We start from the raw sequence: 25,183 nt of genomic DNA, 5'->3' as shown, positions 1-25,183 counted from the left end.
GCATTTTGTGGTTAAACGAAGGGAAAACTCCAAATGTATTTTGTGTACTCCGGCAAAGGGTGTTTCTAACTCTCTGAATTGCTCGGAGGAAGCAATCTTGCCGTATAATGTCGGTGTTTTATTCGTTATTTCTCCAGAGGAAAAAGAAGCTGATTTTTCCGTTCAACTTTCATTCACAGCACTTTTTTTCGATGCTGAATTTAGTTCTTATTGATTAAACTGAAATCCTGTTAAAATCAGAAACTGTATCCGTTGCGGAGAGCCTGTTTAATGCTTTTGAAAATTTCTTGCTACTGTCTGTTTGTCAGACGGAAAGGTTTCAAAGGTCAGACGAGACGTAAGGCTCTGCTCCCCAGATCTTGTAGAAAATTATTCCCTCAGTACGCGAATTGAAATGTGCGACGGTCTTTCTGTGTCGTGATATATGCGTTGTGTGGCCTTTGTGAAGTCTTCTTCGCTGCATTTGTAAATGTTGACGAATTTTTGAGGATTCCGATCCACTAAAGGAAACCACGAATTCTGCACCTGAATCATTATTCGATGCCCTTTTTTAAACTTGTGGGCAATGTCTGCCATGTCGAAAGAGACACTTGTGATTTTTCCCGGGACAAATGGTTCCGGGTTTTCTAGGCTGTTTCTGTATTTGCCTCGTAAAACACTCCCTCGTACCAGCATTTGGTATCCACCGAGAGGAGAGGAGGTTTTTCGATTTTTACTTTCTGCCGGAAAGTCTTTTATTTGCTCCGGAAATACATCAATTAGTTTTACCACAAAATCTGCGTCGGTGCCCGAAGTACTAACAAAAAAGCTGACGTTAATCGGGCCTGTAATGCTGACATCTTCTGTGAGTTCGTCGGTTTTATAAACCATGACGTCGGGACGGCGACTTGCGAAACGCTGGTCGTCAGTCATGTAATTTTTTGTTTTTGCCATGTGAACATGCTCCGCATAAGGAACCGGTTTGTCCGGGTCGCTCACGTATTCATCAAAGTTTTCATCCACTGCCGGCGGGGTGAATTTAAGTTCTCCGTTTGGTTGTAAATACAAATATTCTGATTCAATATTTTTGGGAGGCCAGCTGTCGAATGATTTCCATTCGTTGGATCCCGACATAAAAACAAGTGCTTCGGGCGAATTCATCGAACCTTTTCCTTTTAGGTAGTAGTTAAAAAATAATAGCTGCTGTTCGACAAAGAGATCGGTAGTTTTGCTTCCCCAGTAAATATTGCCAAGCCAGTCTCCACCTCCGGATCTGCTCCATTGCCCGTGCGACCAGGGACCCATTATTAACCGGTTTTTGTTTTTAGGGTTTTGACGTTCTATGGCATTATAAACAGCCAGTGTTCCGTATAAATCTTCAGCATCATACCAGCCGCCTGCAACTAATACAGCAGGCTTAATGTCGGTTAAATATTTGGTCGGGTTTCTTCCCTGCCAGAAAACATCATAATCTGAATGATTCATCAGATTATTCCAGAATTTAATTGTGTCGCCAAAATATTGGGTCGTTACATTTTTTACCGGGCCAATATTCAAAAAGAAATTGTAATTGTCTTCAGAGTTATAATTGAAGCGCGTTGGAGATGTTCTTGTTTGTTGTGTCCTGGGTTGTCCAAACGACGAGAAAAAACCGAATGCCGGCATCAAAAGAAAAGCTCCGTTCTGGTGCCAGTCGTCTCCAATAAACCAGTCGGTAACCGGTGCCTGCGGAGAAACTGCTTTTAGTGCGGGATGTGCATTTGGTAAAGAAAGGGTTGAGTAGAATCCCGGATACGAAACGCCCATCATCCCGACTTTCCCGCTATTGTTATTGATGTTTTTAATCAGCCAGTCAATGGTGTCAAAAGCATCACTGTTTTCGTCTGTATCGTTTCCTGTTTTATCCGGATTAAAGGGCCTGATATCCATGAAATCGCCTTCACTCATATAAGTTCCCCTGACATCCTGAAAAACCAGAATATACTTTTCTTCAAACAGGGAAGTCCAGTTTAGTTTCGAGTTTATACCTTTCCATTCTTCTGCATGAGATTCGCTTCCGTAAGGAGTTCTCACAATTATTATCGGGTATTTGGTGAAATTATCGTTTGGTGAGTATATAGAGGTGAAAAGTTTCACTCCATCTCTCATGGGAATCATTATTTCTGTGCGGGTGTAATTTTTTTTGATTGAATCAACGTTGTACTCGTTAATTTTTTGAGGAACCTGGCCCCGGCAAAACAATGCAATAATAAGGGAAGCAACGAAAAAAAGAGTTTTTTTAGTCATAGGTGAAATTTTTTTGAAAACGTTTTTAAAGCACCAGATGTTTAATGTGTAGTGCGGCTCGATTTTCTGGCAGTTTCATTAATACTTTTGGTTTTAAAAATATAGTTTAGATAATCAGTATTTTATGGAATTTCAGGTTGAGTGAAACAACACGGTTGTTTTTACGTGCAGCCGTTTTTTCTAAAATCCGGGCACAAAAAAAGAGGTCGAAAATGACCTCTTATCCTTTTGGCTCCCCAGGTAGGACTTGAACCTACGACCTACGGATTAACAGTCCGCCGCTCTAACCAACTGAGCTACTAGGGAATTTATTTCTTGTTATTAGAACGCTTGTCCTTCAAAAGCGATGCAAAAATAATAGCTTTTCCGAAAAGAAAAAATATTTTCAAAAGATTTATTGTTTTCCGTGGTTCATTGTTAAAATAACCTTTCCCTTTTTACCAGGTAGGCCAGCAGTACGTCTTTAAAATCTTTGTTAATGTCGGCTTCAGCAAGGTCTATCTGGTATTGGCCGCATTTTACTTTCAAATCGTTGAAATAAGATTTAACGGTAGAGACGTAATGATTTTTAACTTCCCAGGGATTAAACTTTACCACCTGACCGCTTTCCAGATCAACAAACTTATGCGGTCTGTTACTAAACTGAAATTCCCTTTCCTGCTTGTGATCGGTTACATGAAAAAGCAGTACCTCGTGTTTGTTGTAACGCAAGTGCTGGAGGGCAGCAAATAGTTCTTCTGTTTTCTGGCTGTCAATCATGTCACTAAAAATAATCACGAGCGAGCGTTTGTGAATGTTCTCGGCTATCTGATGAAGTACGTCTGTTGTATTCGTGTTCTTTCGCAGGTGTGCATTCTCCGGTTTAATTAATTCCGAAAGCTTGCCAAGCATCAGTTCGGCATTAACCGATGAGAGTCGGGGAGAGGTGTGGAATTCTATTTCGTCTGAAAAAAGAGTCAGCCCCACGGCATCGCGCTGTTTTCGTAACAGGTACATAAGTGCGGCGGCTGTGTAAACCGAAAATGCAAGTTTGTTCTCCAGATGTTTTTTCCCTTTAAAATAGGGGAAAAGCATAGACGACGAAGTGTCGATTACCAGTTGGCAGCGCAAGTTGGTTTCTTCTTCGTATTGTTTCACAAACAACTTATCGGTGCGGGCAAACAGTTTCCAGTCGATGTGTTTAGTCGATTCCCCCTGATTGTATTGCCGGTGTTCTGCAAATTCTACGGAAAAGCCATGAAACGGGCTTCGGTGTAACCCGGTGATAAATCCTTCAACCACCTCTTGCGCAACTAACCCCAGGTTGTCGAACTGGTGAAACTGTTCTATGTCGAAAATGTTTTTCAAAACCGGTTGGTCTAAAATACCTGAGGCGGCACCAAACTGCTTGAAGCCGCCTCATAATTATATGATGGTAAAAATTTTTTACAGGAGGGCATCCAGTTTAGAGGCAAATGACTGCTTGGGTGCAGCGCCTACTTGTTTGTCTACTACTTCGCCATTCTTAACGAAAAGAACGGTAGGGATGTTGCGAATGCCGTATTTTGTAGCAACTCCCGGGTTGGAGTCCACATCAACCTTTCCAATTATAGCTTTGCCTTCGTATTCCTGAGACATTTCTTCCACAATGGGAGCTATCATGCGGCATGGGCCACACCAAACTGCCCAAAAGTCAATCATAACTGGTTTGTCTGCATTTACAACCAATTCTTCAAAATTAGCGTCGGTAATCTCTATTGCCATAGTTCTGTTTTTTATTAATGTTAATATTTCAATTTACAAAATTAGCTAATTAATTCTATAACCTAATCCCGGCGTTTCTTCAAAATAATCCAGAAACCCGTTGGTTAACTCAATCCTTGTATTTCGCGAAAACAAATGAATGAACATGTTGCTTTCAGGATCATAAACATTGAATTTTAACAATGCCTGCCCTTTATTGTTCTTTGCAAGATTTTCGATTTCTTCAATTACCGATTTGCTGAGTTTATCTAACGGAATGTTTACCGTGAGGCTTTTTACGTAGTTCTTTCTTGCTTCGGAAAGCAATTCAATCTGCGACGCTTTAAATTCGAACGTGTCGCTGTTGTTGAAACGCCGTCTTACAGTGCCTTTTACGAGAATAAACAATCCTGTTTTGCAGTATTTGGCGAAGTTGACGTAGTCCTGCCCGAAAAAGAAAAATTCCATGGAATCGGTGTAATCCGAAAGCGTTAGTGTGCTGAAAGGTTTTCCGTTTTTAGACGTTCCTTCGCGGGAGGCAGTAACCATTCCGCCAAAAGTCAAATCGCGATCCTTGTACTTTTCGATGTCATTTTTCAAATCTTTGAGCGAAACGTCACGCGAACAGAAGTTTTGAATTTCAACTTTGTAGTCGTCAAGCGGATGAGCCGTGAGGTAAATTCCGATGAGGCTTTTTTCCTTTTCAAGAAGAATAATTTTTGCCCATTCTTCGATATCCGGAACTGTGGGCTTTTTTATGTCAACACTGCCGCCAAGATCTCCAAACAGGCTTTGTTGCATGCTTTGGCTCTCAATCTGAATTTTATTTCCGTACTTAATTAATTTTTCGATGAAAGTTGTGCTGTCGTTTTCATGTTCGCCTGCAAAAAAACAGCTTCGTTTTAACTCGCCCAGATTGTCGAAAGCACCTGCCATTGCCAGTGCTTCCAGGTTTTTTTTGTTAACCGATTGAAGATTTACTTTTTCTACGAAGTCGTAAACAGATTTAAATGGTCCGTGTTCTTCCCTGGCTTTTATAATGTCTTTTGAAGCGCCTGCTCCAACTCCCTTAATTGCTGCCATTCCAAAACGAATGTTCCCGTTTTTATTGGCAGTAAACTTTGAAAAACTTTCGTTTACATCCGGCCCCAACACATTCAGCTTCATGCTCGCGCATTCTGTCATCAGCTTGGTAATGTCAGTAATGTTGCTGAGGTTTCGGCTAAGGTTGGCTGCCATAAATTCGCCCGGGTAATGAGCTTTAAGATAACCGGTTTGGTATGCAATGTAAGCGTAGCATACCGAGTGTGATTTATTGAATGCGTAAGACGCAAACGCTTCCCAGTCTTTCCAGATTTTATCGATTACATCGTCGGGTTTTTTGCCAACCAGTTTACATTCGTCCATAAATTTGAAGTTGGCTTTGCAACCTTCCACAAATTTTAATTTGAGCTTGTCCATGAGGGCGGTCATTTTCTTACCCATCGCCTTCCTTAGCGTATCTGAATCGCCTCGGGTAAAATTGGCCAGCAATCTGGAAAGTAACATCACCTGTTCCTGAAACACTGTAATACCGTACGTTTCGCTAAGGTACTTTTCCATCATTGGTACGTCGTATTCCACTTTTTGCCTGCCGTGCTTACGGGCAATGTACAACGGAATATATTCCATTGGGCCCGGCCTGTAAAGCGCGTTCATCGCAACCAGGTCCTCAAAACGGTTAGGCTTCAGGTCGCGCAGGTGCTTTTTCATTCCTTCCGATTCAAACTGGAATATAGCAGTGGTTTCTCCGCGGCTGAACAGCTCAAATGTTTTTGGATCGTCCAGCGGAATATTGTTGACGTCGACATCAATTCCTTTTGAAATTTTTATGTTGTCGAGTGCTTCTTTTATAATCGAAAGCGTTTTTAACCCGAGAAAGTCCATCTTTAACAGGCCGATGTCTTCTACAAATCGTCCGTCGTACTGTGTAGTAGGCAGAACGGCTTCGTCTTTGGTTGGCATCAACGGGATGTGGTCGGTCAGCGTGTCACGGCTAATCAGAATACCACAGGCGTGAACCCCGGTTTGCCGCACCGAGCCTTCGAGCGTTTCTGCAAACTTGAGGGTTTGTGCGATTAGCGGGTTGTCTGAAGTTCTTTCCTTTTTAAGATCCGGACTTTCTTTAAACGCTTTTTCGAAGGTCATTTTTGGCGCTTCCGGAACAAGTTTTGCCAAACGGTCGGCTTCGGGCAACGGGAGTTTCAAAACCCGCGCCACATCTCTGATTGCCAGTTTAGTAGCCATGGTTCCGAATGTGCAAATGTGGGCTACCTTATCTCGACCGTATTTTTTTGTTACGTATTCCAGCGCCTGTTGCCTACCGTCATCATCAAAGTCGATATCCACATCAGGCAGCGAAATACGGTCAGGGTTCAGAAAACGTTCGAAAAGTAAATCGTATTTTATGGGGTCGATGTTTGTAATTCCGGTGCAATAAGAAACTGCTGCACCTGCGGCAGAACCACGCCCCGGGCCAACCAGTACTCCCATTTCGCGGGAGGCGTTTATAAAATCCTGAACAATAAGGAAGTATCCGGGATATCCCATTAGTTTAATGGTGTCCAGCTCAAATTCGAGCCGGGTTGCCACATCTTCCGGAATCGGATCCCCGTATCTTTCTTTTGCTCCGTCCATTGTTAAGTGTCCCAAAAAAGAGGCTTCCAGCTTTACCCGCAATACTTTTTCGTAACCGCCTAACCTGTTGAAAGCTTTTTCCCCGAACTCCTTTAGTAGTTTGTCTTCGGGAAACTTTTCCCGGTATTCTTCCATTGTGCCAAATTCTTCAGGAATGGTGAAGAACGGCATAATGGGATCTGCATTTAGTTTGAAGTTTTCTACTTTATCTACCACTTCGGCAGTGTTTGCAATGGCCTCCGGGATGTCGGCAAACAGCTCGTTCATCTCCTTTTGCGTTTTAAACCATTCTTGTTTGGTGTAACGCATCCTGGTTGGGTCGTCTACATCTTTTCCGGTATTCAGACAAATGAGCAGATCGTGTGCATCGGCATCTTCGGCATTTGTAAAGTGCACATCGTTGGTGGCAATTAATTTCACGTTGTGTTTTTTTGCCAGCTCAATCAGCTTTTTATTTACAAGTACCTGGTTGTCGTAAACATTCTCGCGCTGTGCTGCCTCTTCGGCCGGGTGGCGCATCAGTTCCAGATAATAATCGTCGCCAAAAATGCCTTTGTACCATAGCAACGCATCTTCGGCTTCTTTTATCTTGTTTTTCATGATGCACTGAGCTATTTCTCCTCCAAGACATGCCGACGAAACAATGAGCCCTTCGCTGTGTTCTTTAAGAATTTTTTTGTCGATACGGGGTTTGTAGTAAAAACCTTCGGTGCTGGCCGTCGAAATCAGCTTGATCAGGTTTATGTAGCCGGTTCTATTTTTTGCCAGCAGAATCAGGTGGTGCCCGTAGCGGTCAACTACATCGGATTTATCGTGTAGACTGCGTTCTGCAACGTAGGTTTCGCAACCTAAAATAGGTTTTATTTCGGCTTTGTTGCATGCAACATGAAATTCTTTAATGCCATACATCATACCGTGGTCGGTTAATGCAACTGCAGACATGCCGTCTTTTTTTGCTTTCGCTACCAGGTCGCCAACGCTTGCTGCACCGTCAAGAATCGAATATTGGGAGTGTACGTGCAGATGTGTAAACGGAATCATTTTTTTTCGTGTTTTGTCAAATGAAACAACTTTTAAAAAGTTGCATAAAGTTAAATATTTTGAAGGGGCGAATGGGCGTTGTTAATAAAAACTGAAATAAAAAAACCCGGCGTTTTTGCCAGGTTTTTCAGTAACGATCAGTTTATTAAACTGTTATATTTCTTTGGAAATTTTATCCCTTATTTCTTCAAAATCTTCCCGGCTTAAACTTAGTTTGTTCGAAAAATTGAGTACGTCGGCTTCGCTTTGCATGGGAATTAAGTGAATGTGTGCATGCGGTACTTCAAGTCCTAAAACCAGCACACCGACTTTAATGCAGGGGATTGCTTTTTTTAGCCCGACTGCTACTTTTTTCGCAAACAGCTGAAGTCCGGTGTACAAATCGTCGTCGAGGTCGAAAAGATAATCCACTTCTTTTTTGGGAATCACCAGTGTGTGTCCTTTGGCAACCGGAGAAATATCCAGAAATGCCAGGTAGTTATCATCTTCAGCCACTTTGTAGGCCGGGATTTCTCCATTTACTATTTTCGAAAAAATGCTTGCCATGGTGTTAATTAGATTGAGATTTCAACAATTTCAAACGGAATCAGGCCGGATGGTACTGTTATTTCAACTACATCGCCAACTTTTTTGCCCATTAGCCCTTTTGCTATAGGCGTGGTTGCCGAAATTTTTCCTTCTTTCAGGTTTGCTTCACCTTCGGGTACAATTGTGTACTGCATGGTGGCATTGTTTTTTTTGTTTTTGATTTTTACTTTATTCAAAATCTGCACCTGCGAGGTGTCAATTCTCGACTCGTCTAAAATGCGCGCACTGGCGATTTTTGACTGCAGCCCGGCAATTTTTGCCTCCAGCATTCCCTGGGCGTCTTTAGCAGCATCGTATTCTGCATTTTCAGAGATATCGCCTTTTTCAATGGCTTCTCCAATCTGTTTTGAAATTGCAGGACGTTCAATATTGATAAGTCTTTCCAGATCTTTTTTTATCTTTTCTAATCCTTCTTTTGTTAAGTATGTAACTTGTGACATATTAATTTCCTCCTCATTTACTTTGAGCTATATAAAAAGAGAAAGAATTCCGGATTTCCGGAACTCTTCCTTTTGGCAAAAGTATATAATTTCCCTGATATTAAAAACAACTTTAATAAAGATTATTAAAAATGAACTATTTAAGAGTTGCTAGGTGTATTTCCGATTGAGGATTTCGCTGTACACCACAGCGTCTCTCAACGAAAACCGACCGCTTTTAACTGCACTCAATTTTTCGTTCGTTTTGATTTTCTCCACAGGCATTTTTTGTGCAATTCTTTCTCCTTCTGTTTTTGCGTTGAACTGATATTCCTTCCTCAAATTCTTTTTTAAATCTTCAGAATTCGGTTTTTGAGGTGTGTTTATATCTGCCTGTTTCGTTTTTTTCCATTCGTCATCGAGCATCTCCCAAAAATCGTCCTGCTCGGGCACGTTTTTTACTTCGGGTTGTGGAGCCACCCTTTTCTTTTTTGCCTGGCCAAATATTCCGGCGGCAATAAATATTAGTGTTAATATTAAAACTACAATATCATCCATTTTCTTTGCACTTTTGAGGCAATAAAATATTTACCTTTAAGTTTGTAGTAAAAATAAGAAAAATGCAGCAGGTGGTTTTAAAATGTTTGAAGTATTTCCTCTTTTTCCTTTTTCTCGCACTCTTTTCACCTTCTTGCGATAAAATAAATGATTCGCCAATACCTGACGTTTATGTGTCGTTTACGGTTAACCTGAATATCGTGAATGAATTGAATGTATCGGGAAATTCGGTTTATTTCCCAAATGTTGGTTACGGCGGTGTAATTGTTTATTGTGAAATGCCGGGGTCGTGGTATGCGTTTGATGCCACCTGTACTTATGAAGCCGGCCGCAGTTGTATTGTGAAAAACGACGGGGTGCTGGCTACCTGCCCTTGTTGTGAATCTGAGTTTGTATTGATAAGCGGCGCGTATCCGACAAAGTCGCCGGCTACATTGCCGCTAAAGCAGTATCATGTTTCTATAATGAATAGTTTTACCCTCAGGGTATATAACTAAAAACGGAGCCTTTTGGAAAAGACCCCGTTTTTATATGGTATTTAATTTCTTCGATTAGTACCTGTAATGTTCCGGTTTATACGGACCTTCTTTTGGTACTCCAAGATATTGCGCCTGTTCATCTGAAAGCGTGGTGAGTTTTACTCCCAGTTGTTCGAGATGAAGCCGGGCTACTTCTTCGTCAAGTTTTTTTGGCAGTCTGTACACATCTACTTCGTAATCGTTTTGCCAAAGATCAATTTGTGCCAGCGACTGGTTGGTAAACGAATTGCTCATTACAAAAGACGGGTGTCCGGTTGCGCAGCCCAGATTTACCAAACGGCCTTCAGCCAGCAAAAAGATGCTGTGTCCGTCTTCAAAAGTAAACTTGTCTACCTGCGGTTTTATGTTGAGCTTTTTAATTCCCTTCCATTTATGCAGCTTGGCAACCTGAATTTCATTATCGAAATGGCCTATGTTGCAAACAATGGCCTGGTCTTTCATTTTAGACATGTGGTCGGCAGTAATTACATCTCTGTTTCCGGTTGTGGTTACAAAAATGTTGCCTTCGTCAAGTGCATCTTCCATGGGTTTTACTTCGAATCCTTCCATAGAAGCCTGCAGTGCGCAAATGGGGTCAATTTCAGTAACAATAACCCTTGCGCCATATCCACGCATCGATTTTGCACAGCCTTTCCCTACGTCGCCGTAACCTGCCACTACTACAACTTTGCCGGCAATCATCACATCGGTTGCACGTTTTATGCCGTCAGCCAGCGATTCGCGGCATCCGTACAAGTTGTCGAATTTTGATTTGGTAACCGAGTCGTTGACGTTTATTGCCGGAAAAAGCAATTTCCCTTCGTCTTTCATTTGGTACAGACGATGGACGCCGGTTGTTGTTTCTTCTGAAGCTCCTTTTAGTTCTTTTACTGCATCGTGCCAGCGTGTGGGAGTTTCTTTCAGAATATTTTTCAGTGCTTTGTTTAACTCGTCTTCATCTTCTCCTTCTGCGGGGAGGTCAAGAATTGCAGCGTCGTTTTCTGCGTCGTATCCCCGATGGATCATCAGTGTAGCGTCACCACCGTCGTCAACAATAAGGTGCGGCCCTTTCCCGTCGCCAAAGTTAAGCGCCTGTGCGGTGCACCACCAGTACTCTTCGAGTGTTTCGCCTTTCCATGCAAAAACGGGAACTCCGGCTTCGGCAATTGCAGCGGCCGCATGATCCTGCGTGGAAAAAATGTTGCAACTGGCCCAGCGAACCTCCGCGCCCAGTTCTACAAGGGTTTCAATCAGCACTGCAGTTTGTATTGTCATGTGCAGGCTTCCCATTACCCTTGCCCCTTTTAGCGGTTTTTCGGGTCCAAATTTTTTGCGAATTGACATTAGCCCTGGCATTTCCTTTTCTGCAATCTCAATTTCTTTCCTGCCGAAATCTGCCAGTTTAATGTCGGCAACTTTGTATTCTAGTTTTTCATTTACAGCTATGCTCATCTGTTTTAATTCTTTTAATTGTTTAAAAAAGAGGTGCAAAGTTAATATTTTTCAGATTATGGGAAATTGCCGGCGAAATTGAAAATTGCGTTTAGTTGCCCATGTCGGAGAGAAATTTTATACGCATCAGCCTGATGTCTTCTTCCGAGTATTCATCTTCCCCGAGATCGTCTAGCGCTTTCTCAACTGAATCATCCTCTGCTTCTCTGAAATAATCAAATACTTCTTCCTGGTGCTCGTCGTCAAGCACGTCGTTTACGTAATAGTCAATATTCAGTTTGGTTCCGGAGTGCACAATTGCTTCTACTTCAGAAATAACCTCTTTTAAGGTTACCCCTTTGGAATCGGCAATGTCTTCAAAAGGAATCTTCCGGTCGATGCTTTGAATGATGAAAACTTTCATTTTTGACTTGTTGGCAACGGTTCTGACAACAAAATCATCGGGGCGTTCTATCTCGTTTTCTTCAACGTATTTTTTTATGAGCTCAACAAATTCTTTTCCGTACCGGCGTGCTTTCCCTTGGCCAACTCCTTGTATTTTCTGGAGCTCGTCAATGGACACCGGGTACTGGATTGACATGTCGGCAAGTGACGGGTCCTGAAAAATAACGAACGGGGGCAGATTTTTCCGCTTGGCAACTTTCTTACGTAAATCTTTCAGCATGCCAAATAATGCCGGGTCTCCACCCGTGGCTCCCGAAGGTGCTCCGGATGCTGCCGCAGATTCTTCTTCTTCCTCGTAGTCGTGGTTTTTTACCAGCATAAAACTGGTCGGGTTTTCCAAAAACTCGTGCCCTTGTGGTGTAACTTTTAGCGTTCCGTAATTCTCGATGTCTTTATTTATCAGGCCTTTTATCATCGATTGCCTGAATACGGCATTCCAGTAGCGTTCGTCGTGATCTTTACCGGAGCCGAATGCTTTTAGTTTATAATGTTTAAACGATTTTACTGCTGCGGTTTTATTTCCGATAAGAATGTTGGAAATGTGTTCGCCTTTGTATTTTTCGTTTACCTCTAAAATGGCTTTTAATGCTCTTACAACTTCGTCTTTTGCTTCGCCTTGTTCTTTCGGATTGAGGCAATTGTCGCAATTTCCGCAGTTCCCCGGGAAGGTTTCGCCAAAATAATGCAGCAGAATAATTCTGCGGCAAATGGCCGATTCGGCGTAGGACACCGTGTCCAGCAAAAGCTGTTTTCCAATTTCTTGTTCGGCAACCGGCTTGCCGTGCATAAATTTCTCCAGCTTTTGTATGTCTTTATAGCTGTAAAAAGTAATGCATTGTCCTTCTCCTCCGTCGCGCCCGGCACGCCCTGTTTCCTGGTAGTATCCTTCCAGGCTCTTGGGAATATCGTAATGAATAACAAAGCGAACGTCGGGCTTGTCTATCCCCATTCCGAAAGCAATGGTTGCAACAATTACGTCCACTTCTTCCATCAGAAATTTATCCTGATTTCCCGAACGGGTTGCAGCGTCCATCCCGGCATGGTATGGGAGTGCTTTTATTCCATTCACTTGAAGGGTTTCGGCAATCTCTTCAACTTTTTTTCGGCTGAGGCAATATATAATGCCAGACTTCCCTTCGTTTTGTTTGATGAACTTAATAATCTGGGCTTCAGGTTTTACTTTTGGCCTCACTTCGTAGTAGAGGTTTGGCCGGTTAAACGAAGCTTTAAATACCTGAGCGTCGAGAATTCCCAGGTTCTTCTGAATGTCGTGCTGAACCTTTGCCGTAGCTGTTGCAGTTAGCGCAACTACCGGAGCTTTGCCTATTTCTTCTACGATGGGTTTGATGCGTCTGTATTCCGGGCGGAAATCGTGCCCCCATTCAGAAATACAATGTGCCTCATCTATCGCGTAAAACGATATTTTTACGTTTTTCAGAAATTCAATGTTCTCTTCTTTTGTGAGAGACTCGGGGGCAACGTACAGCAACTTTGTGCGGCCTTCCAATACATCGTTTTTTACTTCGCTGATGGCGGCTTTCGATAAAGACGAATTGAGAAAATGTGCCACATTGTCTTCAGCTTGCATCCCTCTGATGGAATCCACCTGGTTCTTCATTAAAGCAATAAGAGGGGAAATAACTATTGCAGTTCCCTCAAGTAAAAGAGCCGGCAATTGGTAAATCAACGATTTTCCACCACCTGTAGGCATCAATACAAAAGTATTTTTGCCGTCCATAACACTTTTGACCGCTTCTTCCTGCTGACCTTTAAATCGGTCGAATCCAAAAAAATGCTGCAGGTGCTCGGTTAATGAAACACTTTTATTCATAAAACTCTTCTCCCTAACTTCCTTCTTTTTTTTATGGGATTCCTAAATTATTAAAAGTAAGAAAAATGGCAATACATTTTTGCTTTTTTTGTGATTTAATAGCAATCATTTAAATATTGATAGACGGAAAACAGATGAATAGCAGGAAGTATTTATATTTGTGGAGTTTTTTTAAAATCAGGATTGATGAGCGAAGATACAAACAAAGAAGTGCAAAGCGGAAAGAAAAAGAGAGGCAGAAGGAAAAAAGACATAAAAGGCGAGTATGCAGAAATGTCGTTTTTGGAACACCTGGAAGAACTGCGGTGGCATATTATACGATCTGCATTGGCTATAATGGTATTTGCAGTGGTTGCTTTTATAATGAAGGGGTTTATTTTCGACAACGTAATTCTTGCTCCTAAAAATCCTGAATTCTGGACCAACCGGATGTTTGAAAAGCTGGGAGAGCTGTTAGGCACCGATGCCTTGAAAATTAACCAGCGCCATTTGAACTTAATCGCCATAAAAATGGCCGATCAGTTTATGATGCATATAATGGTATCAATAATTGCCGGGTTAATAATTGCATCGCCGGTTGTTTTTTATGAGTTCTGGAAGTTTATAAAGCCGGCGCTTTACGATAAAGAAAAGAAGTACGCCAGCGGGGCAGTGTTTTTTACGTCTGTTCTGTTTCTTTTGGGCGTGCTGTTCGGGTACTTTTTAATTGTGCCTCTTTCCATTCACTTTTTGGGGTCGTATAATATAAGCGATGAAGTGGTCAATCAAATTAACACGCGTTCATATATAAGTACGCTTACTTCCATTTCGTTTGCTTCCGGGGTTGTTTTTCTTATTCCGATATTCTCCTACTTTTTGAGCAAGGTCGGTATTTTAACTCCCCAGTTTATGAAAACCTACCGGAGGCACGCGTATGTAGTTATGCTTTTGCTTTCGGCAATTATTACGCCTCCTGATATTTTTAGTCAGGTAATGGTCTGTTTTCCATTGGTTTTTCTTTATGAGATAGGGATTTTGATTTCGAAGCGTGTAGTTAAAAATCGTGAAAAAGAGATGGATGAAATTTAAGATTTCCAATAAATTACGTTATTTGTTGTCATGATTCTTCGAGCAGAAAATATTGTAAAGAAATACAGGAAGAGAACAGTTGTAAAAGGTGTTAGCTTCGATGTAAAACAGGGCGAGATAGTTGGGTTGCTGGGGCCAAATGGTGCCGGTAAAACCACCTCTTTTTATATGATTGTGGGACTGATTCGTCCGTTGTCCGGAAAGATTTTTATAGATAATGAGGATGTAACAAGGCTTCCCGTTTATAAACGTGCCCAAAAAGGAATCGGATACCTGGCTCAGGAAGCTTCGGTTTTCAGAAAGCTGAGTATTGAAGATAACCTTAAGGCTGTATTGGAAATGACCAAATACAGCAAGGAATACCAGCGGGAGAAGGTAGAAACGTTGCTAACCGAATTTGGGCTGCAACATATCCGGAAAAGTAAAGGTGTGCAGCTTTCAGGAGGAGAGCGTCGGCGGACCGAGATTGCCCGCGCTCTGGCTATCGACCCGAAATTTATTCTTTTGGATGAACCTTTTGCCGGAGTAGACCCGATTGCGGTGGAAGATATTCAGCAAATTGTGATGAAATTGAAGCAAAAAAACATTGGGGTGCTTATTACCGACCATAACGTGCACGAAACTCTTTCAATAACAGATCGCTCTTATTTATTATTTGAGGGCTCTATTCTGAAAGCCGGTTCTGCTCAGGATTTAGCTAATGATGAGGATGTTAGAAGAGTCTATTTGGGGCAGAATTTTGAGCTGCGTTAGTAATTAGGCAGTTATGAAAAGGAGCGCAAAAAGTGGTTTTGGAAACAAAAAATTAACATCAACCAGAAAAATTATCTCTTCGGCAAAAAAAGCTGAAGAAAATTTGGTGGATAATAAAAATGACGTATTTTTGCAATCCCAATTTCAAGGGAAACATTAAGTAAGGCCCGTTCGTCTAGGGGTTAGGACGCCAGGTTTTCATCCTGGTAGCAGGGGTTCGAATCCCCTACGGGCTACTTAAATTTTTAAAGATTTTAACAGAAAGAAATGGCAAATCACAAGTCAGCTTTAAAAAGAGTAAGGCAAAACGAAAAGAAACGAGTTAATAACAGGTACTACGCCAAAACAACTCGTAACGCAATAAAAGCACTGCGGAATGAAACCGAAAAGGAAGAAGCCGCAAAGGATTACCCGAAGGTAGCTTCTATGATTGATAAATTGGCAAAGAGAAATATCATTCATAAAAACAAAGCTGCTAACTTGAAGTCAAAATTGGCGGTTCAGGTGAATAACTTGTAGTATACATTTTTAACGATATACATAGCCTCTTCGGTTTCGGAGAGGCTTTTTTTGTGTCTAAAATATTGCTGCCTATTTCTCAATTTTTGAAAAATGCTTATTTTTAAGAAACTCCGAGAAAATGAGCGATTACAAAAAGTTGAAAATTAAGGAATGGGCAGCAGAAGATCGTCCCCGGGAGAAGCTTCTTTCTCTTGGAGCGCGCTCGTTGTCCGATGCAGAACTGATTGCTATCCTTATTGGCTCGGGAACCCTAAACGAAACAGCTGTTGAGCTGGGACGGCGTATTTTATCCTCTGTAAATAATAACCTGAATGACCTGGGTAGAAATGGAATCGGTTATCTTAAAACGTTTAACGGAATTGGCGAAGCAAAGGCCGTTTCAATTGTGGCTGCGCTCGAACTGGGCAACCGCAGGAAAGATGCCGAGGTTTTTGTGAAGAAGAAAATTACCGGGAGTAAAGATGCTGCCGATTTTTTTATGCCGTTGCTGGGCGACCTCAATCACGAAGAGTTTTGGGTGCTTTTGCTTGATCGGGGAAACAAAATTATCGATCATTTTATGATTAGCCGCGGCGGAATTTCGGGAACAGTCATTGATGTGCGGATTATCCTGAAAAATGCGCTGGAGAAAATGGCAGTATCGCTTATCCTCTCACACAATCACCCGTCGGGAACGATGAAAGCTTCGGAGGCCGATCTGAAAATCACCCGGAAAATTAAACAGGCAGCCGAACTGATGGACATTTCTGTTCTCGACCATATTATTATTGGACAAAACAACTATCTTAGCTTTGCTGACGAGGGAATGATGCTATAAAAACCAATACCTTTACCGCTATGATATTAATTTATACCGACGAATTGAATCCCCGTATTGAATTCATTTCAAAATTAATTTTCACTACTATTCTGCAGAACGAAGTTTCGTTCACCGGTAAGTCATCCGAGTTTTTAAAATCCGACCTGCCAAAGCTGAATTACTCGTATGAGAAATTTGGCGAGGAGTTTTACATTAAACCACATCGGTTTATTCATTGCAAGGCGCTTATTCAGCCCAATATTCAGCCGGTGAGGTACAATGGCGAAAAATATTTTTTTGAAACCTCAAACGATTCTGATTTGCCTTTCGATCCGCTGGCCGCATCGTTTTATCTGGTTAGCCGGTACGAAGAGTACCTCGATTTTAAGAAAGGCAGGCACAACCGTTTTCCGGCAGAAGCCAGCATTCTTCAAAAATACGGATTGTTGAAAAAGCCGGTGGTAAATATCTGGGCCAGGCTGTTGGGCGAAAAGCTGAAAGAAAGGTTTCCCGAACTTGTTATTCCCGAACCAAAATTTCATTTTCTTCCGACCATTGATGTGGACAATGCCTGGGCGTTTTCGAATAAGGGACTGGGGCGCACTGTCGGAGCGCTGCTCAAAGGAGTGTCTAAAGGAAAATTTTCAGACGCTGCACGGCGAATCAGGGTGTTGCGAGGGAAGGAAAAAGATCCGTTTGATACTTACAAATATCTGGATGAAGTTTATGCCGGAAAAGAAAAAAGAGTACAGTTCTTTTTTCTACTGGGCGATTTTACACGTTTCGACAAAAATATTTTCTGGAAGAACAAGTTACTGCAGAAACTTATTCAGGAAACGGCCCGGAAATATTCAGTAGGGGTCCATCCTTCTTTTTCTTCGAGCAAAAAAAGAGGAAGAAAACAACTGTTGAAAGAGATTGCGCGGATGAAAAAAATTACCGGTTCTGAAGTTGAAAAAAGCCGGCAACATTTTCTTCGTTTAAAGTTTCCGCGTACCTATCGGCGTTTGATAAATGCCGGTATTCAGGAAGATTACACCATGGGGTATCCATCGCGCACAGGATTCAGGGCCGGAATTTGTACTCCGTTCTATTTTTACGATTTAAAAAGAGAGGCAGCAACCTCGTTGAAAATAGTTCCTTTTCAGGTTATGGATGTAACTTTGCGAAATTATATGAACCTGAAACCGGAAGAAGCAACTGCCGAAATTGAGTCCCTGATGAATGAAATTAAAAAGGTTGGCGGTACTTTTTCTGCAATTTGGCACAACGAAACAGTTAACGACGACGGAAACTGGAAAGGGTACCGCGAGGTTTTTGAAAAGATGAACAAATTAGGATTTGAATTAGCTGATGTCTAAAGAAGAACTACGATATTTAAAGCATAACGAAATAGATTATAAAAGGTGGAACCGCTGCATAAACGAAGCTGACAACAGTCGAGTTTATGCAGCTTCCTGGTACCTCGATCGAACGGCGGTAGTTTGGAATGCCTTGGTGTGTGGCGATTATGAATTTGTGATGCCACTGCCTTTCAAAAGAAAATTTGGGGTGGATTATTTGTATCAACCTATTTATTGCCAGCAGTTGGGAATTTTCCCTCCGGCGCCTGCCAATATTGCGTTGGAGTTTTACGCTGAAATATATAAAAGATTCAGGTATTCCGATATTCAGTGTAATGCATTCAACCTCCCGCCCAAACAACTGGAAGAACTTCAGTTTTCGCCCCGAAAAAATTTTCTGCTTTTGTTGGACACCGATTATGAAATTCTTTCTGCGGCATATTCAAAAAATACTCATCGTAACATTGCCAAAGCCAACAACAATCGCCTGAACTACGCGGGAGGAGTGAGCCTGGAAGAATTTATGGCGCTAAAACAACAAAACCTGGCAGCTAACCTCCCGAAAAATACTTATCAGAAACTGAAAAGCATTATTGCCCATAGTCAGTACCACGGATTCGGTGAAATAAAAGGGGTTTATTCTCAAGGAAATGTATTGTGTGCCGCCGTGTTTTTTCTCCGGTGGAAAAACCGGTTAATTTATATGAATGCCATCTCAAGTGACGAAGGCAAGGAGATGCGGGCTATGTTTTTGCTGGTCGACCGTTTTTTGAAATCCTGTTCGGGGAAAAACCTGACACTCGATTTTGAGGGCTCCATGCTTCCGGGAGTTGCCCGTTTTTTTGAAGGGTTTGGCGCTACCCCCGAAACCTATTACCGGATGAATTTCAACCGGCTGCCGCTTCCCGTAAAGTGGCTTAAAAAACACATCTGATGAGAAAATTGGCCCGCAACGTAAGCAAAATATTAAGTTCAGCTTGTTCTGAACAGTGGCTGTTTAAACGAAACACGCCTTGCTTTTTGCCTTTTTACCATGTGGTAAGCGACAATAAACTGCCACACATTTTAAATTACCCGTACCGAAATATCGCCCGGTTTGAAGAGGAACTCGATTTCTTTTTGAAATACTTTGTGCCGGTTTCGCTGGAAGAACTGATTTCGGAAAAGAGTTCCGGAAAAAAGATTTTTCATCTTACTTTTGACGATGGTCTGAGGGAAAGTTACGATGTAATTGCTCCGATACTTCTGAAGAAGGGAATTCCTGCTACGTTTTTTGTGAACACGGCTTTTGTGGACAATCACGCGCTTTTTCACAAATACAAGGCAAGTATTATTTTGAACCGGCTGATGAAAAAAACGCATCCTGAAACACTGGCCTTTCTGAAAAAAAACGGGCTCGCGGTGGAGGAAATTCTCAAGGTTGACGTTTCCCGTGTTGGAATTTTAAACGAAGCCGCAACTATGCTGGGCATCGATTTTGAAGACTTTTTACACCGACAAAAGCCATATCTTTCTTCTTCTCAAATTCGAAGTTTGAACATGGATGGATTTACAATAGGCGCCCACAGTCACAGTCATCCTGAGTTTTGGAAAATCTCGGAAGAAGAGCAAATCAAGGAAATTAAAGAAAGCATGGCCCGGGTTGAAGAATTGGTAAGTCCCCCAATAAAAGCATTTTCGTTTCCGTTTACCGACGACGGTGTGCCGGCTTCGGTGCTGAGGGTTGTTAAAGATGAACATATTTGTGATGTCACTTTCGGAACAGCCGGTGTAAAAAACGATCCGTTCAGTTCTCACTTTCAGCGGTATCCGGTGGAGTTACCCGGCAGTTTTGTTCGAAATCTGAAAGGCGAATTTGTTTATTATGAGTTGCGAAAACTGGTGGGAAAGGCAACAATGAAACATTAAAACGGGGAGAAAACGATGAATCTCATTCAGAAATATTTTGAAGCATTTAACCGGTTCGGGAACAACGAAGCTTTTAGCCTGAACGATGAAATATACACCTATCGCGAATTTTTATTATTGGTTCAAGGAAGCCGGAAAGCTCTGGAGTCTCAGCCCGGATACGAGCCGCAAACTCCCGTTGGTGTTCTGTGCAATGAGCGTGTGGAAACTTACGCTGCTGTTTTTGCCATTTGGTTTTCCGGCGGTATTTTCGTTCCGTTGGATGCTGATGCGCCGAAAATGCTAAACGAAGAGCTGGTTAAAAAACATCAGATTAAATACCTTTTTTACGCTTCTGAAAACGCTGATTCGTTCTCTTTTGACAACGCAAAAATTATTTGCAATAGAGAAGTTTCCGTCAAAGAAACAGCTCCGCTTTTTCAGTGGCAGGAGAGCCATACTGTTTATGTGCTGAATACTTCCGGCAGTACCGGAGTGCCTAAAAGTGTACCCATTACATTGAAAAACCTTTCTGCTTTTATTGACGGATTCGTTGAAAAGTTTCCGGAGTTGAGCGCGTCGGATAAGTTTTTGCAGACTTATGAATTAACTGCCGATGCATCTTTTACCGGCTACCTTGTGCCTTTCCTTTTGGGCGCGACGGTTTACTCTGTGCCGCACAGTAATTTTAAACCGTTTGCGGTGGCTAAAATTCTTTCGGCAAAACCAATTACCTGGGTGAAGGCAACGCCAACGCTTCTGGCATGTTTGCGGCCGTTTTTTTCGTCGCTTCACCTCCCCGGCTTGAAGCATTTTCATTTTGGGGGAGAAGCATTGCCTGCCGATTTGATTAACGAATGGCGTTCTCACGTTCCCAATGCCGAAATATCGAACGGATACGGGCCGACGGAAACTACCATTACTTCAACCATTTTTAAATGTCTGCCTGGTCGGGTATTAAAAGAAAAGAACAATGTGGTGAGCATTGGGAAGCCGTTTAAAAATGTGCGGATACATATTCAAAAGATTGACGGGGAAGATGGCGTTGGGGAGCTTTATATTGGCGGAGCGCAGATGATGGAAGGGTATTGGTTTGCAGAAGAACAGCCGTTTAAAATTCTGGAGACAGACGGTGAGCAGCAACGGTTTTATCCTACCGGCGACAAAGTAACGATTGATGCGGACGGCGACCTTTATTTTATGGGCAGGCTGAACGACCAGGTGAAAATAAATGGTTACCGTGTTGATTTGGTTGAAATTGAAAATGGGGTGAGAAAAGTCGTTCCTGTAGGTGGAAATGTGGCTGCAATTGCTGCTGAAAAGTCGCCCGGAATGAAACAACTGGTAGTGTTTGTTGAGAATTTTAAGGGTGACGAAAAAGAGATTATGGAGAAAATGGCTTTGTTCTTTCCAAAGTTCAAAATCCCCGAAAAAATAGTTGGCATACCCGTGTTTCCGGTTAATCGTTCCGGAAAAACAGACAAGAAGAAACTGGCTGCAGATTTTTACTTAAATTCAAAACAATGAATAAAAGTTTAGTTAACCTGTTTGGCTTTTACCGTGCCACTGGAATCAGTCCTTCTGTTTTACTTCTGGACGAAAACGGATTTAGTGTGGTGTGCGGAGAAGAAAACAGATGGCCGCAAATGGTTTTCGGACTTGATTTTTCGGAAAATCCGGCGTATTTTCTTGATCAGGTGTTGTCTGAAACCAAAGCGCAGAATCTTCCCGGGTTTGCAGTGTGCAGTGCCGCTCTTTTTGGTAGCGACGAGTTGCAGTACCTGCGCGAAAAAGGGGTTTTCCCCATCAGAACCTGGACATTGATGGACGCGGTGCCCTCCATTCAACCCACAAAAATTTTTCGTGAAAATATTCAAATACGAAAAATAAAAGTTCCTGCCGAGATTGCAGTATTTACAAATTTGGTAAACACAGAGTTGATGCAGTCTGTGAAAATTGCAGGTTCGCTTTTGAATGAACTCAATAAAACTGAAGCGGTTAATATTTACGGGCTGTTTGTGGAAAACGAACTGGTTAGCGGGCTTCTGGCTTTTACCGAAGAAAAAACAACCGGGCTCTATTTTATTGTTACAAAACAGCAATGCCGGGGAAAAGGGTTGGCTTCAGATTTAATCGGGTATGTATTAAATTTGTGCCGGCAGAAATCGGAGATGCTGGTGCTGCAGGCAGTTCAAAAGGCAGTACCTTTATATTCGAGACTCGGGTTTTCTGCCCGGGAAAAAGTAGTGATTTTTTGGAAACAGTAAAAATAATGACACGAGAAGAAATTGTAGAAAAAACGTTGGACACATTCCGAAACGTTTTTGGAGAAGTTGATGGGTTAACCGAACAAACGTCTGCTGATGACATCGGAAAATGGGATTCGCTTAATCATGTGATTTTAATTCAGGAACTGGAAAAAGCGTTTGACATGAAGTTCGACCTTTTTGAAATTATTGAAATCAGAGATGTTGCAGGTATTGTGAATTACATTTTTGCAAACGGCAAATAATGAAAGTCAGGGAAATTACAGTAGGTGAGTTGCCCGCTTTTATTCGGAGTGATGAGTATGCCGGGCTGCAACCGAAGCCAATAAGCCCGCTGCGGGCAATTTCGCAGGCTAAAAATCCGGATGCCCGGGATGAGGATGTTGCGTTGGTTTTTGCCGCAGAAAAGAATACGCTTCTTGCATTTGCCGGAATTCTTCCTCACCGTGCAAAAGGAGTTGATGCACCTGTTTTTTCCAATTCGGGCTGGTGGGTTCACCCACAACTGGGTCGCAAGTTTGGGCTGCCTGTTTTTCTAAAGGCTTTTCAGTTTTGTGAAAGAAGGATGTTTTTAACCGACAGTACCGCACATACCAAATCAATTTTAGAAAGAACCGGTTTGTTTACAATGGATCCGGAGGTGAAGGGCAGTCGGTTTTTCCTGCGTTTTTATTTGGGCAATTTGCTGCGCAGGAAAGGGAAAAACCGGGTTCTCTCAGGCTTTTTTTCTGCGGCCGACAGTATTTTTAATATTGCGGTAGATTTGCGTTTTTCGTTCTTTTTTAAAAAATCCCATTTAAAAGCGTATTCATTGAATGCCGTTGAAAGGCTGGATGAACAACATTTATTGTTTATTGAGAAGCACCCCGGCAACAGTTTTCTGAGGCAGAATACTGAAAAGCTGAACTGGGTGGTTCAATATCCGTGGGTTGCCTGCAACGCACCGGAAGATGAAATTGAATACCCGTTTACATATCATGTGGCGCATTTCAGACAAGAGTTTCTGGAGGTAAAAAGAGACAATGAGTTGGTTGCATTGTTGTTGCTTTCGGTTCGCGACAAGCATGCTTCCATTCCTTTTATTTACTGTACTGAGGGCGTTTTGGCTGATGTGGCGCATCTGCTTTGGAAACATCTTTTTCAGATGAAAGCAAACAGTCTTGTTGTTTTTAATACGGAGTTGGAGAAAGCGTTTAGGAACAGCGGGAGAAAGTGGTTGCTTCGTAAAGAGATTATTCGGTTTGCCGGATATTCAAACGAGTTAAAACCGATTTTTTCTGAAAAAGAATATGCGTTTCAGGATGGCGACGGCGACGTGGCTTTTACCTGATGTATGATTAAATGAGATGTCGTTCAATATTAAAAACACGCTGTAAAAAGGTCAGCTTTTCTCTCTGCGCATCTGTGCATAAAGCTTGTTGGCAAAAATAAAATCATTCAGCTTTTCGTTTTGAGTTTGCAGAATTTCTTTGTTTGTTCCCTGCCAGCCCACTTCACCTTCCGCAATAAAAAGTACAGACTCACCAATTTCAATAACCGAATTCATATCGTGGGTGTTGATAATTGTAGTCATCTGAAACTCTTTGGTCAGGCTCTGGATCAATTTATCAATAACGGTTGATGTTTCAGGGTCTAGTCCAGAGTTGGGTTCGTCGCAAAAAAGGTATTTCGGATTCAGGGAAATAGCGCGGGCAATGGCTACCCGTTTTTGCATTCCGCCGCTTATTTCGCTTGGGTGAAGATGAAATTTTGTTGGTTCAATATTCACATGTTCGAGGCAGAATTCCACACGGTTTTGTTTTTCTTTTGCTGACATTTTTGTAAACATATCCAGCGGAAACCTTACGTTTGCCTGTACCGAAAGGCTGTCGAAAAGCGCGCCTCCCTGGAAAACCATGCCTATTTCTCTCCGCATTTTTTTTCGTTCCTTTTCGGGGGTGGCAACCAGGTTCCTTTTGTTGTACCAGATTTCCCCTTTATCAATTTCGTACAACCCCAGTATCGATTTTAGCAGCACCGTTTTCCCTGAGCCACTTTTCCCGATTATAAGGTTTGTTTTTCCCTGTTCAAATACTGTGGAAATATTTTTCAGGATGGGAACTCCGTCAAAAGATTTGTATATGTTTTTAACCTCAATCATGTCAATAAAAGTCGTGTTAAAATCAGGTCGAACAGCAAAATCAGAATGTTAGTATTTACCACTGCTTTGGTGCTTGCCGAACCAACTTCGAGCGCTCCCCCGTGAACGTAGTATCCATAGTATGCCGGAACAGATGCGACGATAAATCCGAAAACCACTGATTTGATGAGGGAGAAGGTTACATAGTACGGATAAAAAAGCCACTGTATTCCGTCGATATAATCGGGAATGGAAATAACGCCGGCAATGGGGCCTGTTACCAACCCGCCCAGTAATCCGAAAAATACACTGATGATAAACAGAAACGGAAAGATAAAAACCACTGCCACAATTTTGGGAAGAATAAGGTAGCTGGCTGAATTTACACCCATTATTTCCAGCGAGTCTATTTGCTCGGTAACCCGCATTGTTCCTATCTCCGAGGTAATATTGGAACCTATTTTCCCGGCCATAATCAGGGCCAGCATGGTTGATGAGAATTCCAGAATAAGCGTGTCACGTGTTCCCAGCCCGACTAGCGTATTCGGATAAATTGGGTTGGACATGCTGTACGCAAACTGGATGGTCATAATCCCGCCAATAAAAACAGAGATAATAATTACAATCCACACCGAATTTACCCCAAGGCTGTCAATTTCATGAAAAAGCTGCCTTAAATACATTTTGTGTTTTTCGGGCCGGCCAAATACCCTGCCCAGCAACTTAAAATATCTGCCTACATGAAAAAAGAATTTCATTTTATATTTGTTTTCTTTCAGAACACTTTTTGGTGTTTTATCCCGTTAAAAGAATTGGATAAAATTACAACATTAATAGCTGAAACAAAACTTTACTTGATTTATTGGCATTGGTCGCCTGATTTTTAATATCGTGCAGGATCAATCGATTCA

At 42.0% G+C, this 25,183-nt stretch carries 23 protein-coding genes and 2 tRNA genes; 13 read left to right on the top strand and 12 right to left on the bottom strand.

The window, feature by feature from the left end:
* Positions 1 to 369 precede the first annotated feature (369 nt).
* From BUB08_RS11200 to BUB08_RS11165, 8 genes are all read right to left on the bottom strand, one after another.
* Positions 370 to 2,265, bottom strand: coding sequence for a CocE/NonD family hydrolase (locus BUB08_RS11200; RefSeq protein ID WP_073001816.1), 1,896 nt, complete (start codon positions 2,263 to 2,265; stop codon positions 370 to 372).
* A gap of 229 nt (positions 2,266 to 2,494) precedes the next feature.
* A tRNA-Asn gene (locus BUB08_RS11195) sits at positions 2,495 to 2,571 on the bottom strand.
* Positions 2,572 to 2,682: 111 nt separating this feature from the next.
* Positions 2,683 to 3,612 carry a DUF58 domain-containing protein gene (locus tag BUB08_RS11190; RefSeq protein ID WP_073001814.1) on the bottom strand — a complete coding sequence of 310 codons (930 nt, stop codon included), beginning with the start codon at positions 3,610 to 3,612 and terminating at the stop codon, positions 2,683 to 2,685.
* 78 nt (positions 3,613 to 3,690) lie between these two features.
* On the bottom strand, positions 3,691 to 4,008 hold the full coding sequence (gene trxA / locus BUB08_RS11185; protein ID WP_073001812.1) for a thioredoxin: 318 nt from the start codon (positions 4,006 to 4,008) through the stop codon (positions 3,691 to 3,693).
* A gap of 45 nt (positions 4,009 to 4,053) precedes the next feature.
* Positions 4,054 to 7,704, bottom strand: coding sequence for a DNA polymerase III subunit alpha (dnaE, locus tag BUB08_RS11180; RefSeq protein ID WP_073001810.1), 3,651 nt, complete (start codon positions 7,702 to 7,704; stop codon positions 4,054 to 4,056).
* Between the two features lie 153 nt (positions 7,705 to 7,857).
* Positions 7,858 to 8,250 (bottom strand): HIT family protein, encoded by a 393-nt coding sequence (locus BUB08_RS11175; protein ID WP_073001808.1) that lies wholly within the window; start codon positions 8,248 to 8,250, stop codon positions 7,858 to 7,860.
* Between the two features lie 8 nt (positions 8,251 to 8,258).
* A complete protein-coding gene (gene greA / locus BUB08_RS11170) occupies positions 8,259 to 8,732 on the bottom strand; it encodes a transcription elongation factor GreA (RefSeq protein WP_073001806.1) in 474 nt (157 codons plus the stop codon).
* Positions 8,733 to 8,882: 150 nt separating this feature from the next.
* On the bottom strand, positions 8,883 to 9,269 hold the full coding sequence (locus BUB08_RS11165; protein WP_073001804.1) for a hypothetical protein: 387 nt from the start codon (positions 9,267 to 9,269) through the stop codon (positions 8,883 to 8,885).
* A 62-nt stretch (positions 9,270 to 9,331) separates the two neighbouring features.
* Between BUB08_RS11165 and BUB08_RS11160 the strand changes: the two genes are divergently transcribed.
* Positions 9,332 to 9,766, top strand: a complete 435-nt coding sequence (locus BUB08_RS11160; RefSeq protein ID WP_073001802.1) for a Rieske (2Fe-2S) protein — start codon at positions 9,332 to 9,334, stop codon at positions 9,764 to 9,766.
* A 54-nt stretch (positions 9,767 to 9,820) separates the two neighbouring features.
* On the opposite strand, the gene ahcY is transcribed toward BUB08_RS11160, so the two are convergent.
* Entirely contained in the window at positions 9,821 to 11,239 is a 1,419-nt protein-coding gene (ahcY, locus tag BUB08_RS11155; protein WP_073001800.1) for an adenosylhomocysteinase, read from the bottom strand.
* 91 nt (positions 11,240 to 11,330) lie between these two features.
* The gene (gene recQ / locus BUB08_RS11150; RefSeq protein ID WP_073001798.1) at positions 11,331 to 13,514 is read right to left on the bottom strand and encodes a DNA helicase RecQ; all 2,184 of its coding nucleotides are present in this window, start codon (positions 13,512 to 13,514) and stop codon (positions 11,331 to 11,333) included.
* Positions 13,515 to 13,700: 186 nt separating this feature from the next.
* Here recQ and tatC point away from each other — a divergent pair, with 186 nt between their 5' ends.
* The 12 genes from tatC to BUB08_RS11090 all read left to right on the top strand — a co-directional run bounded on the left by tatC (position 13,701) and on the right by BUB08_RS11090 (position 23,483).
* Complete coding sequence (tatC, locus tag BUB08_RS11145; RefSeq protein WP_083570720.1) at positions 13,701 to 14,582, top strand: twin-arginine translocase subunit TatC; 882 nt, start codon at positions 13,701 to 13,703, stop codon at positions 14,580 to 14,582.
* 30 nt (positions 14,583 to 14,612) lie between these two features.
* Positions 14,613 to 15,335, top strand: coding sequence for an LPS export ABC transporter ATP-binding protein (gene lptB, locus BUB08_RS11140; RefSeq protein WP_073001796.1), 723 nt, complete (start codon positions 14,613 to 14,615; stop codon positions 15,333 to 15,335).
* Between the two features lie 164 nt (positions 15,336 to 15,499).
* Positions 15,500 to 15,571: transfer RNA gene (locus tag BUB08_RS11135), tRNA-Glu, on the top strand.
* Positions 15,572 to 15,602: 31 nt separating this feature from the next.
* Complete coding sequence (gene rpsT, locus BUB08_RS11130; protein WP_073001794.1) at positions 15,603 to 15,854, top strand: 30S ribosomal protein S20; 252 nt, start codon at positions 15,603 to 15,605, stop codon at positions 15,852 to 15,854.
* A gap of 121 nt (positions 15,855 to 15,975) precedes the next feature.
* Positions 15,976 to 16,674 carry a RadC family protein gene (gene radC / locus BUB08_RS11125; protein ID WP_073001792.1) on the top strand — a complete coding sequence of 233 codons (699 nt, stop codon included), beginning with the start codon at positions 15,976 to 15,978 and terminating at the stop codon, positions 16,672 to 16,674.
* Between the two features lie 20 nt (positions 16,675 to 16,694).
* Positions 16,695 to 18,017 (top strand): polysaccharide deacetylase family protein, encoded by a 1,323-nt coding sequence (locus tag BUB08_RS11120; RefSeq protein WP_073001790.1) that lies wholly within the window; start codon positions 16,695 to 16,697, stop codon positions 18,015 to 18,017.
* The gene (locus tag BUB08_RS11115; RefSeq protein ID WP_073001788.1) at positions 18,010 to 18,933 is read left to right on the top strand and encodes a hypothetical protein; all 924 of its coding nucleotides are present in this window, start codon (positions 18,010 to 18,012) and stop codon (positions 18,931 to 18,933) included. The genes BUB08_RS11120 and BUB08_RS11115 overlap by 8 nt, the downstream gene beginning before the upstream one ends.
* Positions 18,933 to 19,907, top strand: coding sequence for a polysaccharide deacetylase family protein (locus BUB08_RS11110; RefSeq protein WP_073001786.1), 975 nt, complete (start codon positions 18,933 to 18,935; stop codon positions 19,905 to 19,907). The genes BUB08_RS11115 and BUB08_RS11110 overlap by 1 nt, the downstream gene beginning before the upstream one ends.
* 15 nt (positions 19,908 to 19,922) lie before the next feature.
* Positions 19,923 to 21,413 carry an AMP-binding protein gene (locus BUB08_RS11105; protein ID WP_073001784.1) on the top strand — a complete coding sequence of 497 codons (1,491 nt, stop codon included), beginning with the start codon at positions 19,923 to 19,925 and terminating at the stop codon, positions 21,411 to 21,413.
* Entirely contained in the window at positions 21,410 to 22,153 is a 744-nt protein-coding gene (locus BUB08_RS11100) for a GNAT family N-acetyltransferase (RefSeq protein ID WP_073001782.1), read from the top strand. The genes BUB08_RS11105 and BUB08_RS11100 overlap by 4 nt, the downstream gene beginning before the upstream one ends.
* A gap of 5 nt (positions 22,154 to 22,158) precedes the next feature.
* On the top strand, positions 22,159 to 22,398 hold the full coding sequence (locus tag BUB08_RS11095) for an acyl carrier protein (protein WP_073001780.1): 240 nt from the start codon (positions 22,159 to 22,161) through the stop codon (positions 22,396 to 22,398).
* Entirely contained in the window at positions 22,398 to 23,483 is a 1,086-nt protein-coding gene (locus tag BUB08_RS11090; protein WP_073001778.1) for a hypothetical protein, read from the top strand. The genes BUB08_RS11095 and BUB08_RS11090 overlap by 1 nt, the downstream gene beginning before the upstream one ends.
* Positions 23,484 to 23,534: 51 nt before the next feature.
* Here the strand turns inward: BUB08_RS11090 and BUB08_RS11085 are convergent, their stop codons facing one another.
* Both BUB08_RS11085 and BUB08_RS11080 read right to left on the bottom strand, forming a co-directional pair.
* Entirely contained in the window at positions 23,535 to 24,293 is a 759-nt protein-coding gene (locus BUB08_RS11085) for an ABC transporter ATP-binding protein (RefSeq protein ID WP_073001776.1), read from the bottom strand.
* Positions 24,290 to 25,030, bottom strand: a complete 741-nt coding sequence (locus tag BUB08_RS11080; protein ID WP_073001775.1) for an MlaE family ABC transporter permease — start codon at positions 25,028 to 25,030, stop codon at positions 24,290 to 24,292. Before BUB08_RS11080 ends, BUB08_RS11085 begins: the two co-directional genes overlap by 4 nt.
* Positions 25,031 to 25,183: the final 153 nt, after the last annotated feature.

It is taken from the genome of Mariniphaga anaerophila (genome assembly GCF_900129025.1).
GTDB lineage: Bacteria > Bacteroidota > Bacteroidia > Bacteroidales > Prolixibacteraceae > Mariniphaga > Mariniphaga anaerophila.
This window is presented reverse-complemented; position numbering and strand designations above follow the sequence as displayed.

Bases quoted from the DNA above. Each gene is read 5' to 3' on its own strand.
- BUB08_RS11200 (WP_073001816.1), bottom strand. From the start codon at position 2,265: ATGACTAAAAAAACTCTTTTTTTCGTTGCTTCCCTTATTATTGCATTG.
- trxA (WP_073001812.1), bottom strand. From the start codon at position 4,008: ATGGCAATAGAGATTACCGACGCTAATTTTGAAGAATTGGTTGTAAAT.
- dnaE (WP_073001810.1), bottom strand. From the start codon at position 7,704: ATGATTCCGTTTACACATCTGCACGTACACTCCCAATATTCGATTCTT.
- BUB08_RS11175 (WP_073001808.1), bottom strand. From the start codon at position 8,250: ATGGCAAGCATTTTTTCGAAAATAGTAAATGGAGAAATCCCGGCCTAC.
- greA (WP_073001806.1), bottom strand. From the start codon at position 8,732: ATGTCACAAGTTACATACTTAACAAAAGAAGGATTAGAAAAGATAAAA.
- BUB08_RS11165 (WP_073001804.1), bottom strand. From the start codon at position 9,269: ATGGATGATATTGTAGTTTTAATATTAACACTAATATTTATTGCCGCC.
- BUB08_RS11160 (WP_073001802.1), top strand. From the start codon at position 9,332: ATGCAGCAGGTGGTTTTAAAATGTTTGAAGTATTTCCTCTTTTTCCTT.
- ahcY (WP_073001800.1), bottom strand. From the start codon at position 11,239: ATGAGCATAGCTGTAAATGAAAAACTAGAATACAAAGTTGCCGACATT.
- recQ (WP_073001798.1), bottom strand. From the start codon at position 13,514: ATGAATAAAAGTGTTTCATTAACCGAGCACCTGCAGCATTTTTTTGGA.
- tatC (WP_083570720.1), top strand. From the start codon at position 13,701: ATGAGCGAAGATACAAACAAAGAAGTGCAAAGCGGAAAGAAAAAGAGA.
- lptB (WP_073001796.1), top strand. From the start codon at position 14,613: ATGATTCTTCGAGCAGAAAATATTGTAAAGAAATACAGGAAGAGAACA.
- rpsT (WP_073001794.1), top strand. From the start codon at position 15,603: ATGGCAAATCACAAGTCAGCTTTAAAAAGAGTAAGGCAAAACGAAAAG.
- radC (WP_073001792.1), top strand. From the start codon at position 15,976: ATGAGCGATTACAAAAAGTTGAAAATTAAGGAATGGGCAGCAGAAGAT.
- BUB08_RS11120 (WP_073001790.1), top strand. From the start codon at position 16,695: ATGATATTAATTTATACCGACGAATTGAATCCCCGTATTGAATTCATT.
- BUB08_RS11115 (WP_073001788.1), top strand. From the start codon at position 18,010: ATGTCTAAAGAAGAACTACGATATTTAAAGCATAACGAAATAGATTAT.
- BUB08_RS11110 (WP_073001786.1), top strand. From the start codon at position 18,933: ATGAGAAAATTGGCCCGCAACGTAAGCAAAATATTAAGTTCAGCTTGT.
- BUB08_RS11105 (WP_073001784.1), top strand. From the start codon at position 19,923: ATGAATCTCATTCAGAAATATTTTGAAGCATTTAACCGGTTCGGGAAC.
- BUB08_RS11100 (WP_073001782.1), top strand. From the start codon at position 21,410: ATGAATAAAAGTTTAGTTAACCTGTTTGGCTTTTACCGTGCCACTGGA.
- BUB08_RS11095 (WP_073001780.1), top strand. From the start codon at position 22,159: ATGACACGAGAAGAAATTGTAGAAAAAACGTTGGACACATTCCGAAAC.
- BUB08_RS11090 (WP_073001778.1), top strand. From the start codon at position 22,398: ATGAAAGTCAGGGAAATTACAGTAGGTGAGTTGCCCGCTTTTATTCGG.
- BUB08_RS11085 (WP_073001776.1), bottom strand. From the start codon at position 24,293: ATGATTGAGGTTAAAAACATATACAAATCTTTTGACGGAGTTCCCATC.
- BUB08_RS11080 (WP_073001775.1), bottom strand. From the start codon at position 25,030: ATGAAATTCTTTTTTCATGTAGGCAGATATTTTAAGTTGCTGGGCAGG.